The organism is Geothrix rubra, assembly GCF_030268065.1.
In the GTDB taxonomy this organism is placed as follows: domain Bacteria; phylum Acidobacteriota; class Holophagae; order Holophagales; family Holophagaceae; genus Geothrix; species Geothrix rubra.
This window is the reverse complement of record NZ_BSDD01000001.1, coordinates 214,502-230,443: the sequence shown is the minus strand read 5'-3', so window position 1 is coordinate 230,443 and position 15,942 is coordinate 214,502. Positions and strand designations below refer to the sequence as shown.

General features: G+C 71.5%; 17 protein-coding genes. 12 read left to right on the top strand and 5 right to left on the bottom strand.

Going from position 1 to position 15,942, the window contains the following annotated elements; all coding sequences use genetic code 11:
* Positions 1–436: 436 nt before the first annotated feature.
* Together QSJ33_RS01000 and QSJ33_RS00995 are read left to right on the top strand one after the other, a co-directional pair.
* Entirely contained in the window at positions 437–1,438 is a 1,002-nt protein-coding gene (locus tag QSJ33_RS01000) for a glucokinase (RefSeq protein ID WP_285722223.1), read from the top strand.
* Between the two features lie 87 nt (positions 1,439–1,525).
* The gene (locus QSJ33_RS00995) at positions 1,526–2,500 is read left to right on the top strand and encodes a LacI family DNA-binding transcriptional regulator (protein ID WP_285722221.1); all 975 of its coding nucleotides are present in this window, start codon (positions 1,526–1,528) and stop codon (positions 2,498–2,500) included.
* 32 nt (positions 2,501–2,532) lie between these two features.
* Here the strand turns inward: QSJ33_RS00995 and QSJ33_RS00990 are convergent, their stop codons facing one another.
* On the bottom strand, positions 2,533–2,946 hold the full coding sequence (locus tag QSJ33_RS00990) for a 4Fe-4S dicluster domain-containing protein (protein WP_285722220.1): 414 nt from the start codon (positions 2,944–2,946) through the stop codon (positions 2,533–2,535).
* A gap of 245 nt (positions 2,947–3,191) precedes the next feature.
* The gene (locus tag QSJ33_RS00985; protein WP_285722218.1) at positions 3,192–3,539 is read right to left on the bottom strand and encodes a histidine triad nucleotide-binding protein; all 348 of its coding nucleotides are present in this window, start codon (positions 3,537–3,539) and stop codon (positions 3,192–3,194) included.
* Positions 3,540–3,551: 12 nt separating this feature from the next.
* Between QSJ33_RS00985 and QSJ33_RS00980 the strand changes: the two genes are divergently transcribed.
* Genes QSJ33_RS00980 through QSJ33_RS00960 form a run of 5 tightly spaced genes read left to right on the top strand, consistent with a single transcriptional unit; the run spans position 3,552 to position 7,617 of the window.
* Positions 3,552–4,007 (top strand): tRNA (cytidine(34)-2'-O)-methyltransferase, encoded by a 456-nt coding sequence (locus QSJ33_RS00980; RefSeq protein WP_285722216.1) that lies wholly within the window; start codon positions 3,552–3,554, stop codon positions 4,005–4,007.
* 18 nt (positions 4,008–4,025) lie between these two features.
* On the top strand, positions 4,026–4,424 hold the full coding sequence (locus QSJ33_RS00975) for a cobalamin B12-binding domain-containing protein (protein WP_285722214.1): 399 nt from the start codon (positions 4,026–4,028) through the stop codon (positions 4,422–4,424).
* On the top strand, positions 4,424–5,788 hold the full coding sequence (gene radA, locus QSJ33_RS00970; RefSeq protein WP_285722212.1) for a DNA repair protein RadA: 1,365 nt from the start codon (positions 4,424–4,426) through the stop codon (positions 5,786–5,788). Before QSJ33_RS00975 ends, radA begins: the two co-directional genes overlap by 1 nt.
* A gap of 36 nt (positions 5,789–5,824) precedes the next feature.
* Positions 5,825–6,748, top strand: a complete 924-nt coding sequence (locus QSJ33_RS00965; RefSeq protein ID WP_285722210.1) for a hypothetical protein — start codon at positions 5,825–5,827, stop codon at positions 6,746–6,748.
* A 44-nt stretch (positions 6,749–6,792) separates the two neighbouring features.
* On the top strand, positions 6,793–7,617 hold the full coding sequence (locus tag QSJ33_RS00960) for a class I SAM-dependent methyltransferase (protein ID WP_285722208.1): 825 nt from the start codon (positions 6,793–6,795) through the stop codon (positions 7,615–7,617).
* Between the two features lie 10 nt (positions 7,618–7,627).
* On the opposite strand, the gene QSJ33_RS00955 is transcribed toward QSJ33_RS00960, so the two are convergent.
* Positions 7,628–9,355 carry an NAD(P)H-dependent flavin oxidoreductase gene (locus tag QSJ33_RS00955; protein WP_285722206.1) on the bottom strand — a complete coding sequence of 576 codons (1,728 nt, stop codon included), beginning with the start codon at positions 9,353–9,355 and terminating at the stop codon, positions 7,628–7,630.
* Positions 9,356–9,549: 194 nt separating this feature from the next.
* Between QSJ33_RS00955 and QSJ33_RS00950 the strand changes: the two genes are divergently transcribed.
* A complete protein-coding gene (locus QSJ33_RS00950; RefSeq protein ID WP_285722204.1) occupies positions 9,550–10,425 on the top strand; it encodes a YicC family protein in 876 nt (291 codons plus the stop codon).
* A 1-nt stretch (position 10,426) separates the two neighbouring features.
* Here QSJ33_RS00950 and QSJ33_RS00945 read toward each other — a convergent pair whose 3' ends face one another.
* Both QSJ33_RS00945 and QSJ33_RS00940 read right to left on the bottom strand, forming a co-directional pair.
* On the bottom strand, positions 10,427–11,293 hold the full coding sequence (locus QSJ33_RS00945) for a periplasmic substrate-binding domain-containing protein (RefSeq protein WP_285722203.1): 867 nt from the start codon (positions 11,291–11,293) through the stop codon (positions 10,427–10,429).
* 10 nt (positions 11,294–11,303) lie between these two features.
* Positions 11,304–12,332 (bottom strand): GntG family PLP-dependent aldolase, encoded by a 1,029-nt coding sequence (locus QSJ33_RS00940; RefSeq protein WP_285722201.1) that lies wholly within the window; start codon positions 12,330–12,332, stop codon positions 11,304–11,306.
* 78 nt (positions 12,333–12,410) lie between these two features.
* On the opposite strand from QSJ33_RS00940, the gene QSJ33_RS00935 reads away from it, so the two are divergent.
* The 4 genes from QSJ33_RS00935 to QSJ33_RS00920 all read left to right on the top strand — a co-directional run bounded on the left by QSJ33_RS00935 (position 12,411) and on the right by QSJ33_RS00920 (position 15,935).
* Positions 12,411–13,253, top strand: coding sequence for an undecaprenyl-diphosphate phosphatase (locus QSJ33_RS00935; RefSeq protein WP_285722199.1), 843 nt, complete (start codon positions 12,411–12,413; stop codon positions 13,251–13,253).
* A 119-nt stretch (positions 13,254–13,372) separates the two neighbouring features.
* Positions 13,373–14,134, top strand: coding sequence for an ABC transporter ATP-binding protein (locus tag QSJ33_RS00930; RefSeq protein WP_285722198.1), 762 nt, complete (start codon positions 13,373–13,375; stop codon positions 14,132–14,134).
* Complete coding sequence (locus QSJ33_RS00925) at positions 14,134–15,330, top strand: ABC transporter permease (protein ID WP_285722197.1); 1,197 nt, start codon at positions 14,134–14,136, stop codon at positions 15,328–15,330. Before QSJ33_RS00930 ends, QSJ33_RS00925 begins: the two co-directional genes overlap by 1 nt.
* A 77-nt stretch (positions 15,331–15,407) precedes the next feature.
* Positions 15,408–15,935, top strand: coding sequence for a tetratricopeptide repeat protein (locus QSJ33_RS00920; RefSeq protein ID WP_285722195.1), 528 nt, complete (start codon positions 15,408–15,410; stop codon positions 15,933–15,935).
* The last annotated feature ends 7 nt before the right edge of the window (positions 15,936–15,942 follow it).

Sequence of the window (15,942 nt, the reverse complement as noted above, 5' to 3'; positions counted from 1 at the left end):
CGGGGACGGAGGGGCTTCGCAGCGGCTTGATGGAAGTTGTAAGCGGTTACAAACTGGGTGATCGGGACGGAGGGACCTGCCATGAGGGGGCGGAACTGGTTCAGGCAGGCTGGGGTCCGTGAGGTCTCATGTAAACGGTTACAAGGAAGTCGCAGGTATGTTCCTTCGCCGTTCCGGGTCTGTCAAGCGCTGTCCGGAAAGCCTCTCCCGGCAATTGACGAAGCGCACAGGAGCGGGCTGATCCGTTGCATCCAGGCGGCATCCATGGTCTCCTGCCGGGTCCCCTCCCTGGTCCGGCCCGTCGCCCCCCTTCCGAGGCAGCGCCTTGCGGCGCGTCCTCCTGCCCCACGCCGGTCCTCTTCGCGCTGGTCCCAGGGATCGCGCCCTGCTCAGAGGTGATGACGTGTCGGATGCAACCGTTAACAGTCCGATTCTCGTGGCCGATGTCGGAGGCACCAACCTCAACCTGGCCCTCCTCATCCCCGAGGGCCCGGGCTTCCGCCTCCTCCGGAAGGCGCGATTCCGCACCCAGGAGGAACGGTCCCTGACCGAACCCATCCTGCGCTTCCTGGCCGTGGATCCCTTCCTCCGTCCCGGCCGGGCCTGCCTCGCCGGTGCCGGTCCCGTGGTGGATGGCCGCATCCGCCTCACCAATGCCCCCTGGGACATCGACGGACCGGACCTGGAGGGCGCCCTGGGAATCCCCGTGAAGGTGGTCAACGACTTCATCGCCCTCTCCGCCGGAACGCTCCACCTGGACCTGGCGGACCCCGCCCAGGCCATCCCCCTGCCGCACGTGGACGGCAGCCTGCCCGAGCCGGCCCCCGGAGGGCTGGTGCTGGTGGTCGGCGCCGGAACGGGACTCGGCGTGGGCTTCCTCGTCACGTCCCCTTCGGGGATCCGCGCCTTCCCCAGCGAGGGCGGGCACATCGGCCTGCCGGTCTACGATGAGGACAGCCTGGCCCTGTGGCGCCATCTGGCAGAGGGCCTGCCGGGCCCACCGGGCGCGGAGCTGGCCGTTTCGGGCCCGGGACTTGGCCGCATCTTCCGGTTCCTGGTGGAGACCCGCCGGGTGGCCTGCACGCCCGAGGGTGCGGCGATCCTCGAGCTTTCGGAGGAGACCCGGCCCGCGGCGATCTCCGCCCTGGCGGAGAGCGATCCCGCCTGCGGCCGCGCCATGGTGATCTTCGTAGATCTCTACGCCCGGGTCTGCGCCGACCTCTGCGCCGCGTTCCTCCCCTCGGGGGGGCTCTTCCTCGCTGGCGGCATCGCCGCGAAGAACGTGGACCATTTCCTGAAGGAGCGCCGGTTCATGGCCCGCTTCGAGCGCAACTACCGGGACCATCTGGACCGCCTGGCCCGGACCACGCCGGTCTTCCTGGCCTGCGACTACGACCTCAGCCTCCATGGCGCGGCCCACGCCTGGTCGGTGTCCTGACCTGGAGCTCCCGCGCCGCCTTGGATTGACGCCCCATGGACCGGACGGTATTCATGGATGGCCCCACCCCCTGGAATCCCACATGCCATGAAGATCACCATCGGCGAGATCGCACGGCAGGCCGGTGTCTCCACCGGCACGGTGAGCCGCGTCATCAACGGCAAGCCCACCGTGGCGACAGATACCCGCGCCACGGTCCTCGCCGTGATGAAGAAGCTCGGCTACGAGCCCGATCCGGTGGCCCGGGAACTGTCCCGGCGCACCAAGCACACGCTCGGCATCTGGGTGGGCGCCGGCGAGAACCGCCTGTCGCCCTACTTCAACGTCATCTGGCGGGCGCTGCTGCGGGAGATGCAGGTGCGGGCCACCCAGTTCGTGGAGCTGCCCGTGGATCTGACGCCGGTACGGCGCAAGCTCGATGCCGTGCTGATGTTCCACTGCGCCGACATCGACCAGCGCCTGGCCACGCTCTGGCGGCGAGGGGTCCCCGGGGCCCTCATCGGCCACCACCCGAACATCTCCTGCGTCGCCCCGGACGACATGGGGGGCGGTCGCCTGGCCGCAGAGCGCCTCCTGGCCCTGGGCCACTGGGACCTCCTCCACCTCACGGTGGCCGACGAGCACCAGTGGGCCGTGGACCGCGCGGCGGGCTTCACCGCGGCCCTCGCGGAACACCGGGGCGGCTCCCTGGCCCCGACGATCCTCCGCGGTGGCGGATCCGTCCTCGGGGGCTACCGCCTCATGCGGGACGCCTGGCTCCAGGGGCACCGCCCCACGGGGATCTTCTGCGCCACGGACGAGATGGCCGTCGGCGCCCTCGGCGCCCTGGCGGACCTCGGCGTGGCCGTGCCCGAGCAGGTGTCAGTGCTGGGTTTCGATGGCCTGGTGGACCTCTACCCCGGCCTCGCCTCCGTGGCCCAGGACATCCCCTCCATCGCCCACGAAGCCGTCAACCTCGCCCTGAACGCCATCGAGAGGGATGCCATCCGGCATGTCATCGTCCCGGTGCAGGTCCTTGAAGGGGCCACCCTCGGGCCCGCGCGCGCCCGCCCGGCGCGCTGACCGCGACCCCGCGCCGGCGTGTCCCGGCGGGATCAGCTGACGGGAATCCGCGCCTGCATCTTGGACCAGCGCCCCTCGAAATGGATGACCGCGGCGGCGACCGCCTCCGGGGCGCGGGCGAGACCCAGCCGCTCGGCCTCGGTCCGGAAGAAGGCCATGGCCCTGGGCAAGTCCACGTCCTGGGGGCAGCGCTTCGCACAGATCTCGCAGTCCGTGCAGTGCCAGATCGCCTCGGAGGCGAGGACCCGCCGGTCGAAACCCTCGAATCCCGTCTGGGCCAGGCGCACCAGCCGGCAGGGCGGCAGGTCCATGACGGCGGCCGAAGGGCAGGCGGACGTGCAGGTTCCGCACTGGTCGCAGAAGGCCAGCGACACCCCCGTGGCATCCCTCAACCGGTGGACGAGGCTGGAGCCGGAGCGGGGTGCGATGGGAGTGGAGGAGGGCATGGCAACTCCAGCGGGACCTTCGACTTCCGGTCTCGGGCCACCAGGTCGTCCGGGGACCGGGTCCCGGGCGGGCCGGGGCCTGCCACCTTTACCTCGCGGACCGTGGGTGGAACGGTTGATCGCCACCGGAAAGATAGGCCCGCCCTGCTGTGACGGAGATCACGAGGAGCCCGCGGATCCAATGCCGGTGCGGATCTCCCTGTGATCACAGCTTCCCCGGGCGGTCGCGCGGAGCAGGGGCCCGCTCACTGGCAGAGCTTCCCTCCCAGCGGCTTCCCGCCCAGGAGGTGGAAATGGAGGTGGAACACCGACTGCCCCGAATCGGGGCCGCAGTTGGTGAGGAGGCGCCAGCCGGCCTCCAGCACGCCGGCCTCCTCCGCCAGGCGGACCGCCACCTGGGGGATCCGGCCCACGGCCGCCGTGATCCGGGGCGTCATGTCGCCCAGCCCCGCGCAGTGCTCCTTGGGGATGACCAGCAGATGCACCGGCGCCTGGGGGAAGATGTCCTTGAATGCCAGAATGGCGTCGTCCTCGTACACCACCGCGGCCGGGATCTCCTTCGCCGCGATCTTGCAGAACAGGCACTCGCTCATCGGGGTCCTCCCTTGTTCCACATCATCCTGCACCAGCCCGAGATTCCGCAGAATACCGGAAGCATCGGCCGCCTCTGCGTGAACAACGGGGCGAAGCTGCACCTGATCCACCCCCTGGGCTTCGAGGTGAGCGACTACTACCTGCGCCGGGCCGGGCTGGACTACTGGGAGAAGCTGGCGCCGACCCACTACGCCGACTGGGAGGACTTCCTGGCCCGGAATCCGGCGAAACGGCTGTGGTTCTTCAGCACCAAGGGGGACCGCCGGCACACGCAAGTGTCCTGGGAGTACGGCGACGGCCTGGTCTTCGGCCGGGAGACCCGCGGCCTGCCGGAGGACATCCTCCGCGACCACCCCGAGCGGCTGGTGCGCATTCCCATGCTGGGCGAGTTCCACCGGAGCCTGAACCTGGCCCAGGCCGCGGCCATTGGCCTTTACGAGGCCCTGAGGCAGACTGAAGGCTGGTAGGTAGCGCCGGAGTCGCCCATGAACCAAGCCCCCATCCGCGTGGTGATCGCCAAGCCCGGCCTCGACGGCCACGACCGCGGGGCCAAGGTGGTGGCGCGGGCCCTCCGCGACGCAGGCATGGAGGTGGTCTACACGGGCCTCCGCCAGACGCCCCAGCAGATCGTGGCCGCGGTGGTGCAGGAGGACGCCCGGGTGCTGGGCCTCAGCATCCTCAGCGGCGCGCACAACCAGATCTTCCCGGAGGTCATGCGCCTCCTGAAGGAGCAGGGCGCGGACGATGTGCTGGTCTTCGCCGGCGGCATCATCCCGGACGGCGACGTGCCCGGTCTCAAGGCCCTCGGCATCCGGGAGATCTTCCAGCCCGGCACCAACACCGACGACGTGGTGGCCTTCATCAAGCGCGAGATCGGCGCCTGATGGCCAAGGCCTCGCCCCTGTTCGAGTGCACCGCCTGCGGGGCCCGCCATCCCAAGGCCCTGGGCAAGTGCACGGCCTGCGGCGCCTGGGACACCGTCCAGGAGGTGCGCGGCAGCCTGAAACGCGACCTCCAGCGGGCCGGTTCCGCCTACGCCCAGAGCCACTACACGGGCCCGGTGGCCCTGCCGGACGTGGAAGTGGCCGACGCCCAGCGCGCCGCCACGGGGCTGGCGGAGCTGGACCGCGTGCTGGGCGGCGGCGTGGTCCCGGGCATGGTGGTGCTGCTGGGGGGCGAGCCCGGCATCGGCAAGTCCACCCTGCTGCTCCAGTGGGCCGCGGCCGCGCCGGGCTCGGTGCTCTACGCCAGCGGCGAGGAGAGCGAGCGGCAGATCAAGCTGCGGGCCCAGCGGCTGGGGGCGGAGAACCCGGACATCCACCTGCTGGCCGAGACGGACGTCCGCCGCATCATCGAGGAGGCCGAGCGCATGAAGCCGGGCCTGCTGCTGGTGGACAGCATCCAGACCCTCTTCGATCCCGATTTCGAGTCGAGCGCCGGAAGCGTCAGCCAGGTCCGCGGCTGCGCGGCCATGCTCACCCGCTGGGCCAAGACCACCGGTACCCCCCTGGTGCTGGTGGGCCACGTCACCAAGGACGGCGGCCTGGCCGGGCCCAAGGTGCTGGAGCACCTGGTGGACACCGTGCTGGCTTTCGAGGGCGACCGGCACCACCACCACCGGCTGCTGCGCGCCCTCAAGAACCGCTTCGGCGCCGCCTTCGAGCTGGGCGTCTTCGCCATGACCGAGAAGGGCCTCGTCGCCGCCGAGGGCAACCCCTTCTTCCTGGATGCCGAGCCCCGGCCCGGCTGCGCCGCCACCGTGGTGCTGAGCGGAACCCGGCCCATGGTGGTGGAGATCCAGGCCCTCGTGGCCCCCGCCGGCCTCGGCATCCCCCGCCGCACGGCCCTGGGCCTCGACGGCCAGCGGCTGGCCATGCTCTGCGCCGTCATCGAGCGCCGGGGTGGTGTGCAGCTCCACGACCGGGACGTCTACGTGAACGTGGCCGGCGGCCTGGAGATCGAGGATCCCGCCGCGGACCTGGCGGTCATCGCGGCCCTCTGCAGCAGCGCCACGGGCCGCCTGCTGGCGGAGAAGGCCCTCTTCATGGGCGAGGTGGGCCTCACCGGCGAGGTGCGCCCCGTGGCCCAGCTGCCCCTCCGCCTCCAGGAAGGCGCCCGCCTCGGCTTCGCCGCCGCCGCCGTACCCCGCCTGGGCCTTGAGGGGAAGAGCCCCCTCGAGCTCTTCCCGGAGACCAGCGTCGAGCGGCTCCGCGGCAAGGGCTGGCTGAAGGGGACCGTGGACGAGTAGCGTTCGCCCGGCTCCGTTCGGCCCTATCCTCGTTCCATGACCTGGAAGCCCCGCCCCCGGCCCGACGTGGATCCCCGCACCCTGCCCCTCGATGTCCAGCAGGGTCACCTGCTTTCGCGGCTGGATGGGTCCCTGGACCTGCCCGGCCTCGCCATCCTCATGGGCCTGGGAGAGAACGAGGTGGCCGGGATGCTGGCGGAGCTGGTGGCCCTGGGTGCCGTCCTGCCCGAGGTTCCGGAAGAACCCGAAGCCGAGGAGGACCCTCCCGCGGCCGCGGCCCGGGCCGCCACCCACCGCGCCCGGTTCGAGCAGCAGCTGCATGCCCAGACGGTGGACACGCGGGTGGCCCAGGCGCGGGTGGCGGAGGAACCCGACCTGAGCGCCCTCTGCTTCGACCCCACGGCGGAGGTCATCCGCGCCGTGCTGGAGAATCCCCGGACGGGCCTCGCCCAGGCGCGGCTCATCGCCGCCCACCACCGCACGGCGGCGGGCCTGGAGGCCCTGGGCGGCCGCACGGCCTTCACGAACGATCCCGGCGTCCGCCGCGGCCTGCTGCAGAACCCCCTCCTGCCGGCGGGCCTCTACCGCCGCCTCTGGTCCCCCCGCCGCCTCCTCGAGCAGTACCTCGTGGCCACCAGCCGCGACGCGCCGGAGCAGGTCCGCGCCATGGCCCGGGACCTGCTCCGCGCCAGCTTCAACCAGCGCACGGGCGAGGAGCGGGCCGAGCTCATCCTCACCACAGAGGGCCGCTGCCTCGCCAGCCTGGTGGGCCTCACCCTCGACGGCCACACCACCGCCCTGCTCTGCCGCCGCACCTATGTCTCCACCCTGCTCATCCAGAACATCGCCCGATGGAGCGCCGCCCCGCCCCCGCTCATCGCCCACCTCCGCCGCCAGGACGCCGTGAAGCGGAACGCCCCCCTGCGGCAGCTGCTGGAGCGCCATCCGAACGCCAGCTGACCGGGCCCGCTAGAATGACGTCACGACAGACATGGAGGGGCCGGATGGCTGGATCGGGCGAGCGCGACTACGTCCTCGGGACCCACCGGGAGGAGATCGAGCGGCTGGGCCTCCAGCACCGGGTCTGGCGCCCGCACATGCTCGAATGCTGGCGCCGGGCCGGCATCTCCACCGGGTCGAAGGTCCTGGATGTGGGCGCGGGTCCCGGCTACGCCACCCTGGACCTGGCGGAGATCGTGGGGCCCACCGGGGAAGTCCACGCCGCCGAACGCTCCGGCAACTTCCTGCAGCACGCCCGCGAGACCTGCGCCGCCCGCGGCCTTGGGCACGTCCACTTCCATGAGCAGGACCTGATGGCGGGGCCCCTGGAGGTGCAGGGCCTGGATGCCACCTGGTGCCGCTGGGTGGCCTCCTTCGTGTCCGATCCCGCAAAGCTGGTGGCGACCGTGGCCCAGGCGCTGCGCCCGGGCGGCGTGGCCATCTTCCACGAATACCTGGACTACCGGACCTGGCGCCTGGCGCCCCCCTGCCCGCCCCTGGAGGCCTTCGTGTCGGAGGTCATGGCGAGCTGGCGCGCCTCCGGCGGCGAGCCGGACGTGGCCCTGTCGCTCCCCAAGCTCCTCGAGGAGGCGGGCCTCGCCGTGAAGCACCTCGCGCCAAAGGTGTTCGTCATCCCGCCCACCGACTTCATCTGGAAGTGGCCCTCGGAGTTCGTGGAGATCAACCTCCAGCGCCTGCTCGACCTCGGCCGGGTGGACGAGGCCTGGGTGGCCTCCGTCCGCACCGCCCTCCGGGCGGCCGCGGCGGATCCGCGGACCCTGATGATCACGCCCATGGTCCTGGAGATCGTGGCGGAGAAGCGGGCCTAGGCGCCGGCCTTCAGGCCCCGCGGCGCTGGAGGCCCGGATCCTGGGTCAGCTCCTCGATGAGGTCGTGGACGCTGAGCAGCTCCCTCAGGCGGGCGCCATTGCTGCCCGTGAAGAAGAGGCCGTTCTCCAGGTCGCCCCGGTAGGCATCGGCCAGCCGGTCGGCGATGCAGTAGCCCGCCGCCAGGGCCCCCTTCCCGTTCTGGCAGGGCTGGAGGCAGTGGCTCACACAGCGCACCTGGGGGGCGGTGCCGGCCTCGATGCGGGCCTGCAGGGCCGTCCGCACGCCCCGGGCGGGCATGCCCACGGGGGACTTCATGAGGCCGATGTCCTCGGCCCGGGCCTTGAGGATGGTGTCTTTGAAAGTGGGGGCCGCATCGCACTCGAAGGTGCCGATGAAGCGCGTGCCCATCTGGACGCCGCCGGCGCCCATGGCGAGGAATCGCTCGATGTCGGCGCGGTCCCACACCCCGCCGGCCACGATCACCGGGAAGGCGCCCCATTTGTCCCGTTCCGCCAGCACGGCGGGCAGCAGGTTCTCGAGGGTGTGCTCGGCTTCCGCGCAGGCCTCCGCGCTGAAGCCCTGGTGGCCGCCGCTCTCGGGGCCCTCGAGCACCACCGCGTCCGGCAGCCGGCCGTGGCGGCGCTGCCAGTGCTTGCAGATGACGCCCAGGGCGCGGGCGGAGGACACGATGGGCACCAGGGCCACGTCGGCGTCGCCCACGTAGTCGGGCAGCGCCAGCGGCAGGCCGGCCCCGGAGACGATGAGCTGGGCGCCGCCGGCCACGGAGGCCCGCACGGCGGCTTCGTAGCCTTCGATGGCGCAGAGGATGTTCACGCCCACGGCGCCGCGCCCACCGGCGCGCTCGCGGGCCAGGCGCACGATGCCCTCGAGGGTGCGGGGCGGATTGAGGGCCTCGGTGCCGTCGGGACGGCCCAGCCGCTGGGGCGAGGTGGCGGAGCCGTGGTAGCCGGTGCCGATGGCGGAAACGAGCCCCACGCAGCCCTCGCGGGCCACGGCCCCGGCGAGGCGGTCCCAGGACACGCCGATGCCCATGCCCCCCTGGAAGATCGGGTAGGTGAGGTCCAGGTTGCGGATGCGCAGGCGCGGCAGGGGCACCGGCCCGCGGCGGAGGAGTTCCTGGTCGGCCGTACCCAGGCCGCCGTCGAGGCGGCTGCGGAAGGAGGCCAGCGCCTCGGCCTCCAGCAGCGCGGGAGAACGGGGCTGGAGTCCCAGGGCCCCGGCCTCCATGGCCCGGCGGGCGGCGGCCTCGTCCTCGGCGGTGGCCAGGACCGGGAGATGGAGCGCGCCGAGGGAACGCACCAGGAGCGCGTCCGCCAGCAGCGCCGAGGCTCCGCCGGCCTGGGCCGCCTGGGCCTCCAGGGCGTCCTGGACCGCGACGATCCGGGGCAGGTTCGCCTGCTTCAGCAGGGAAAGGGAGGGCGGCAGTTCCGCCGTGTGGAGCAGGAAGGCCACACCGGCCTCGCGCGCGGCGGCCATGACGTGGTCCGCCCCGTCGCGCAGTCCCCGCAGGTCCAGACCCAGGCGCGTCCCCCCGCGCAGGGAGACGGACATCTCGTGGAGCCGGGCCTTGAGGCGGGCCGGGTCGGGGAAGGCCTCGATGCGGGCCAGGGCCCAGCCCTCGGCCCGCTGGAAGGCGCCGTGGAGGTCCAGCGCCCCGGGGGCCTGCCAACCTTGAAGCACGGGCAGTGACGCGGCGGGAAAGAGGGAATCGGGCATCCGGAACTCCGGGGGCACCGGGCTGGGAAACCCGGGGACCCTCCCAGTGTGAGGCTTCCATCTTGTGACCGGAGACCCCTTTTGACCCCGGGTCAGGACCGCCTCCCGGGTTTGACCGGCGGCCCCGCCAGGCCCCCTCGGCCCAGCGTTTGTGCTGGAGGTGTCGCCGGCCCACAATCGGATCAGGAGTCCCCATGCGATCCATGACCGCCTACGCCGAGGTCGTCCGTCCCCTGTCCGCAGGGCAGTTGCGGCTCGCCCTGCGCAGCGTGAACCACAAATCCCTGGACCTCAGCGTCCGCCTCCCTCCCGCGCTGTTCCCCCTGGAGGCCAGCCTCCGCGCCCAGGTGCGCGAGGCCGCCCAGCGCGGCAAGCTCGACCTCGCCGTCGAGGTGCAGGACGATCCCTCCCTGGAGCCGCGGATGAACCGCGCCCTGCTGCGGGCCGTCGCCAAGGGCTGGCAGGAGGACGCCGAGTGGCTGAACCTGCCGCCCCTCACGGCCGAGGCCTTCTTCCGCCTGCCGGGTGCCTTCCAGGCCCCGGCGACGGACCTGGCGGAGCGGCTGGAGGCGCCCGTCCGCGAAGGCCTGGTGGCCCTTCTTGAGACCTGGAACGAGGGACGCGCGAAGGAGGCCGGACGGCTGCGCCCCTTCTTCGAGGCGGGCCTGTCCCGCCTGGCCGAGCTGCGGGGACGTCTGCAGGCCAGCGCCGAGGCCCAGGCCGCGGAGCTCCCGGACCTCTACCGCCAGCGCATCGCCCAGATCCTGGAGGAGGCCCGCCTCGCCGGCCAGGTCCCCGCCGAGCGGCTGCTGGCCGAGGCCGGCATCCTGGCCGAACGGCAGGACGTGCGGGAGGAGCTCACCCGCCTGTCGGCCCACCTCGACGATTTCCGGGAGCGGCTGGCCGCGGGCCGCCTGGAGGGCAAGGCCGTGGACATCTGGTGCCAGGAGGTGCTGCGGGAGCTGAACACCACGGGCAGCAAGTGCAAGCGGCTGGACATGACCCGGGCCGTCATGGAGGCCAAGGGCGCCCTGGACCAGATCCGCGAGCAGGCCGCGAACCTGGAATAGGTCACGGGAGGGCGCCCGCCCTCGGAAGGTCCATCGAGCCCCGCCAGACGCCGAAGAGGCGCGTCTCCGGCCAGGGGCCCTTGTCAGGCTGGAAGCGCCGCAGCTTCTGGGAGATGAACCACACGCTCCCGTCCGTCAGGCGCACCTCGTCGTAGGGCGCCAGACGGACCCTGGCCATGTCCTCCGGGTCGATCCGCCCCGGGTAGGCGGCCCAGGCCCACCGCCCGCTGGCCAGCCCCTGGGCCCAGGCGGCGCTTGCCATCAGGGCCGGATCCGTCTCCACCCGGAGCCTGGCCAGACCGGCGCGGCCCTGGACGAACCCGTCGAATCTCGCAAGGACCGTCCCCTTCCGGACGAAGGGTCCACTGCCGGGCACCCGCCAGGTGGCCAGGCGCTCGGGGACGTCCTCGGTGCGGGTGGCGAACCGGAGCTCGAGGGTCCGGCCATCCAGCACCCGATCCCGCGCACCGGCCCCGCGGAAGGCCGGCGCCAGCACCGCGTCGGCGCGGTCCGCGCCGAGCTCCGACCCGTCCTGGAGGCGAAGGCCCGCTTTGAAGGTGAGGCGCCACCGGCGGCCGTTCCTGGACCGCTGGAGGCCGTCCACCAGCTGCCCCGCCCAGGCGCCGTCCGGCGTCCGGGTGAGCAGGGCCAGGTCCGACTGGTTGGCCAGGAAGGCGTCCAGGCCCGGCCCCGCGGGCACCAGGGCCTCCAGCACCGCCTGGTCCTCGCCGAAATCCGGCGACGCCGGCGCATAGAGCGGCGCGTCAGGAACCAGGGGCACAGGCACGAGGCCGTTCTGGTAGGCGAACCAGCCGCCGACGCCAAGGACCGCAGACAGGAGGGTGATGAGCGCGAGGCGGGTTCGCATGCCCTCCGTTCTACGCCGCGCCGAGCAACTTCGCCAGGGGCTCGATGCGGCGCAGGGCCTCCACGATGTCGGCGTCCGTGAGGTCCCGGTGCGCGATGAAGCGCAGGGCCGGCCCCACGATGGAGGCCCGCACGCCGGCCGCCTCCAGGGCCGCCGCGGCGGTGGGCGCGTCGGCCACGGGCAGCAGCAGGATGTTCGTCTCGGGCGTCGGCGCGGCCACCCCGAAGGCCCGCAGCCCCTCGGCCAGGGCCCGGGCCTTGGCGTGGTCCTCGGGGATGCGCGGCAGGTAGTCCAGGGCCACCAGGCCCGCGGCGCCGATGACGCCGCCCTGGCGCACGCCGCCGCCCAGCATCTTTCGGAGGCGCCGGGCCTCGACCATGGCCGCCTTCGTGCCGCAGACCAGCGAGCCCATGGGCGCGCCGAGCCCCTTGCTGAGGCAGACCTGCACCGTGTCCACCCCCTCCGTGAGGGCCGACGGAGGAAGGTTCTGCGCCGCGGCGGCATGCCAGATGCGGGCGCCGTCGAGGTGCACGGCCAGCTTCGCCGCTTTGGCCGCGGCCACCAAGGCGCGGTGCTCGGCCCGTGGGATCACGGCGCCCCCGGCGAAGTTGTGGGTGTTCTCCAGGCAGAGCAGCTTCGTCTGCAGGGTGTAGTAGGGCCCGGGCGAACCCGCGGCCTTGGTCACCTGGGCGGGCGTGGGCCGACCCGGACCCGCGTCCCAGGCCAGGGCCTCGGGCATGCCCCCCGCCAGCCAGGCGGCGGTGCCCAGCTCCGAGCCCAGCACGTGGGCCTGGGCCGGCGCCAGGAAGCGGTCACCCCGACCGAGGTGCATCATCAACGCGATGAGGTTGCCCATGCAGCCGCTGGGCACCCATAGCGCGGCCTCCAGGCCCAGCAGTTCGGCCACACGGCCCTCCAGGCGGGCCAGGGTGGGGTCGTGTTCCAGCACATCGTCCCCCACCTCGGCGGCGGCCATGGCGGCGCGCATCTCGGGGGAGGGCTGGGTGACGGTGTCGGAGCGGAGGTCGAGGGGTCGCATGGAAGCATTGAATCACGAGGTGACCGCCCTTCGGAAACCCGTAGCTCTGGCAGAATGGCCGTTTCCGCCGGAGCCCGAATGAACCTGCTGCAAGTCATCCTCCTCGGCCTGGTCCAGGGCCTGACGGAATTCCTGCCGGTGTCCTCCACGGCGCACCTGACGCTCACGGAGAACCTGCTCCTGGGCCACAGCATGCCCCTCGCCTTCGACATGCTCCTGCATGCGGGCACCCTCGTGGCGCTCATCATCTACTTCCGGAAGGAGCTGGGCCGGGTGCTGGCGGGCTGCGTGGGCCGCGACGAGGAGGGGCGGAAGCTGGCCCTGATGCTCTTCGTGGCCATGATCCCCACGGGCGTGTTCGGCCTGCTGACCCGCGGCACCAAGGAACTGGCCAAGGACCATCTGTGGGTCTTCGGACTCTGCCTCTGGTTCACCGCCGCCATCCTGTTCCTGGCCAACCGGCTCGCCAAGACCCGCCAGGGCCGCCCGGTCGGGGAGGTCACCTGGAAGGACGCCCTCTGGGTGGGCGGGATCCAGGGCCTGGGCGGCGGCTTCGGCCTCTCCAGGTCCGGTTCGACCATCGCGATGGGGGTGTTCTCAGGCCTGGACCTGCCCGCTTCGGCCCGCTTCAGCTTCCTGCTGGGCATCCCCACCATCCTGGCCGCCTCCACCGTGGAGGGCGGCAAGCTGCTCAAGCCCCTGCTGCTGCACAAGCCCGTGCCGCCGGATGCCATGATCCCCGCGGGCGGACTCCATCCGCTCACGGCCTGCGCCGTGGGCGTGGCCGTGGCGGCCGTGGCCGGCTACGGCGCCATCGGCCTCCTGGACCGCTTCACCCGGAAGCCCAGGCTGAACGGCTTCGCCATCTACTGCCTGGTGGCGGGCCTGGTCATGGTGGTGCTCGGTCTCCGGGGCGCCTGACCCCCGACCGCCCGAGAAGCGCCAGCCCCCGTTCACCGGCTTTCCGGCCCCGTTCACCGATCCTGGCCCGATTTCCCGGTGACCCTCCGTAGACTGGACCCGCTCCTCCGGAGGTCTCGGTGATCCGACTCGACGAAGTCCACAAGTCCTTCACGGTGAAGGACCGCAAGACCCGCAAGCCCAAGCGCATCGATGCGGTCCGGGGCATCACCCTCCAGGTGAAGCCCGGCGAGATCTACGGGCTGCTGGGCCCCAACGGCGCCGGGAAGTCCACCACCCTGCGCATGATCGCCAGCCTGATGGATCCCGACGCCGGCCGGATCGAGGTCTGCGGCCTGGACACCCGGGAGAAGCCCGAAGCCGTCCGGGCCTGCCTGGGATACCTCAGCACCGACATGAACGTCTACGGCCGCTTCACCCCCCGGGAACTCCTGCGGATCTTCGGGGAGTTCCAGTCCGTGGACCCGGTGGTGGCGGAGCGCCGCGGCCTCCACCTCCTCGAGAAGCTGGACCTCGCCGATTTCGCGGACGTGAAGATGGAAGGCTTCTCCTCCGGCCAGAAGCAGAAGGTGAGCATCGCCCGGGCCCTCCTGCACGACCCCAAGGTGGTGATCTTCGACGAGCCCACGACGGGCCTCGACGTGCTGACCGCCAAGACCGTCCTCGACCTGCTCCGGATCATGCGGGACGAGGGCCGGACGGTGATCGTCTCCACCCACGTCATGCCCATGGTCGAGGAGATCTGCGACCGCGTGGGCATCATCTTCGATGGCAAGCTCCACGGGGACGCCCCGCCCCGCGACCTGCTGAGATCGAGGAATGCAAGATCCCTGGACGAAGTGTTCTTCCAGCTCGCGGCCGAGACCGAGGGAGGCAACTGATGCGCGGCGCCCTGCTCATCGCCAAGAAGGAGTTCCTGGAGCTCTCCAAGGACCGGAAGACCCTGTTCTTCGTCTTCGTCCTCCCCTTCCTCCTCTACCCCGCCATCTTCGGCATGGTGGCCAAGATGGGGAAGCGGGATGCCGACCAGAACCGCAACAAGGCCAGCCGGGTCTACCTGGTGGACCCTTCGGGCGCCCTCACCGGGCTGCTGAAGGCCGATCCGAAGCACTTCGAGCTGATGCCCAGGCCCGAGGGCGACGTCAAGCAGGCCATCCGCGACCAGAAGCTGGAGCTGGCGGTGGAGGTGGCCCCCGATGCCGCCGAGGCCCTCCAGAAGCAGCAGACCTTCACCATCACCGCCACCCAGGACGAGAGCGAACACACCTCCGAGCTGGCCCTGAAGCGGTTCCGGGAGGCCCTGAGGCCCCAGGAGAAGGCCTGGATCCAGAACCGCCTCCAGGTCCTGAACGCCTCCCCCCAGCTGGCGGAGCCCGTGAAGCTGGAGGTGAAGAACGCCGCCGACACCGCCCTGGAGGTCGGCAAGGCCATGGGCCGGATGCTGCCCTACCTGCTCATGATCATGATGTATTCGGGCTCCATGCAGCACGGCATCTACACCACCGCCGGCGAGAAGGAGCGGCACACCCTGCTGAGCCTCATGGCCACCCGCCTGCCCCGGAACCAGATCATCCTCGGGAAGCTCCTCTACATCTTCTCCATGGGCGTGATCGCGGCCCTGCTGAACCTGCTGAGCATGGCCCTCTCGATCCCGTCCATCGCCGGCGGCTCGGGCTCCCAGGGCGCCCTCGGGGCCGTGGCCGCCATCGCCAACCCCGTGACCCTGGGGCTCACCTTCCTGATCATGGTCCCCCTGGGCCTGTTCTTCGCGAACTTCATCCTGCTCCTGGGTGTGCAGGCGAAGAACACCATCGAGGCCGGCAGCGCCATCACGCCGGGCATCTTCCTGGTGATCTTCCTGGGGGTGTTCACCATGATGCCGGGGGTGGAGAAGATGTCTTTCCTCTCCTACGTGCCGGTGGTGAATGTCTGCCTGGCCCTTCGGAAGCTCTTCAGCCAGCAGTCGAACTGGCTGGAGTACTGGGTGGCCTTCGCCATGACCGTGGGCCTGGCCGGCCTCATGACCTTCATCTCCACCCGGCTGCTGAACCGGGAGAAGGCCCTGTTCAACGCCTGACGGATCCTCAGATATGCGGATTTGCGGCGGAAACTCTGGCAATCTATAGTTTCCCCGAGACTTCCAGAGGATCCCGCATGGCGACCAAGGCAAAGTCCACCGCAGCCCCCAAGCCCACTCCGGCGCCGGCCCCGCCTTCGCCCCACGCTGCCACGCTCGCCAAGGGCATGAAGCTGGTGGATACGGGCAAGCCCGCGGAGGCCCTCAAGGTGCTCGAGCCCCTCGTCCAGGACGCCCAGGCCGACGGGGAGTGGGCCATCAAGCGGCGGGCCCAGGTCTACATCGCCCTGGCCCACGCCAAGCTCGATCCCCCCAAGGCCGGTGGCGGCGACCCGCTGTCCGAGGCCCAGGCCCACCTGAACCGCCGGGAGAGCGAGGCGGCCCTGAAGCTCCTCGACAAGCTCATCAAGGCCCACCCCGCCACCGGGACGCTCCACTACCTCCGGGCGGTGGCCCTGGCCCAGGCGGAGAACGCCGAAGGCGCCGCCGAGGCCCTGAAGAAGGCCCTGGAGCTGGATGCCGACCTCGTCTACCTCTGGCACATGGAACCGGATTTCGCCGCCATGCGCAAGTCGCCCCTCTTCGGCTTCACCGAGGGACGCTGACCCCTGA

What these genes read in the sequence shown, in the direction of transcription:
- QSJ33_RS00985 (WP_285722218.1), bottom strand. Translation starts at nt 3,539, where the DNA reads ATGAGCGAGTGCCTGTTCTGCAAGATCGCGGCGAAGGAGATCCCGGCC.
- QSJ33_RS00950 (WP_285722204.1), top strand. Translation starts at nt 9,550, where the DNA reads ATGCGATCCATGACCGCCTACGCCGAGGTCGTCCGTCCCCTGTCCGCA.
- QSJ33_RS00975 (WP_285722214.1), top strand. Translation starts at nt 4,026, where the DNA reads ATGAACCAAGCCCCCATCCGCGTGGTGATCGCCAAGCCCGGCCTCGAC.
- QSJ33_RS00925 (WP_285722197.1), top strand. Translation starts at nt 14,134, where the DNA reads ATGCGCGGCGCCCTGCTCATCGCCAAGAAGGAGTTCCTGGAGCTCTCC.
- QSJ33_RS00935 (WP_285722199.1), top strand. Translation starts at nt 12,411, where the DNA reads ATGAACCTGCTGCAAGTCATCCTCCTCGGCCTGGTCCAGGGCCTGACG.
- QSJ33_RS00990 (WP_285722220.1), bottom strand. Translation starts at nt 2,946, where the DNA reads ATGCCCTCCTCCACTCCCATCGCACCCCGCTCCGGCTCCAGCCTCGTC.
- radA (WP_285722212.1), top strand. Translation starts at nt 4,424, where the DNA reads ATGGCCAAGGCCTCGCCCCTGTTCGAGTGCACCGCCTGCGGGGCCCGC.
- QSJ33_RS00940 (WP_285722201.1), bottom strand. Translation starts at nt 12,332, where the DNA reads ATGCGACCCCTCGACCTCCGCTCCGACACCGTCACCCAGCCCTCCCCC.
- QSJ33_RS00955 (WP_285722206.1), bottom strand. Translation starts at nt 9,355, where the DNA reads ATGCCCGATTCCCTCTTTCCCGCCGCGTCACTGCCCGTGCTTCAAGGT.
- QSJ33_RS00920 (WP_285722195.1), top strand. Translation starts at nt 15,408, where the DNA reads ATGGCGACCAAGGCAAAGTCCACCGCAGCCCCCAAGCCCACTCCGGCG.
- QSJ33_RS00965 (WP_285722210.1), top strand. Translation starts at nt 5,825, where the DNA reads ATGACCTGGAAGCCCCGCCCCCGGCCCGACGTGGATCCCCGCACCCTG.
- QSJ33_RS00995 (WP_285722221.1), top strand. Translation starts at nt 1,526, where the DNA reads ATGAAGATCACCATCGGCGAGATCGCACGGCAGGCCGGTGTCTCCACC.
- QSJ33_RS00960 (WP_285722208.1), top strand. Translation starts at nt 6,793, where the DNA reads ATGGCTGGATCGGGCGAGCGCGACTACGTCCTCGGGACCCACCGGGAG.
- QSJ33_RS00945 (WP_285722203.1), bottom strand. Translation starts at nt 11,293, where the DNA reads ATGCGAACCCGCCTCGCGCTCATCACCCTCCTGTCTGCGGTCCTTGGC.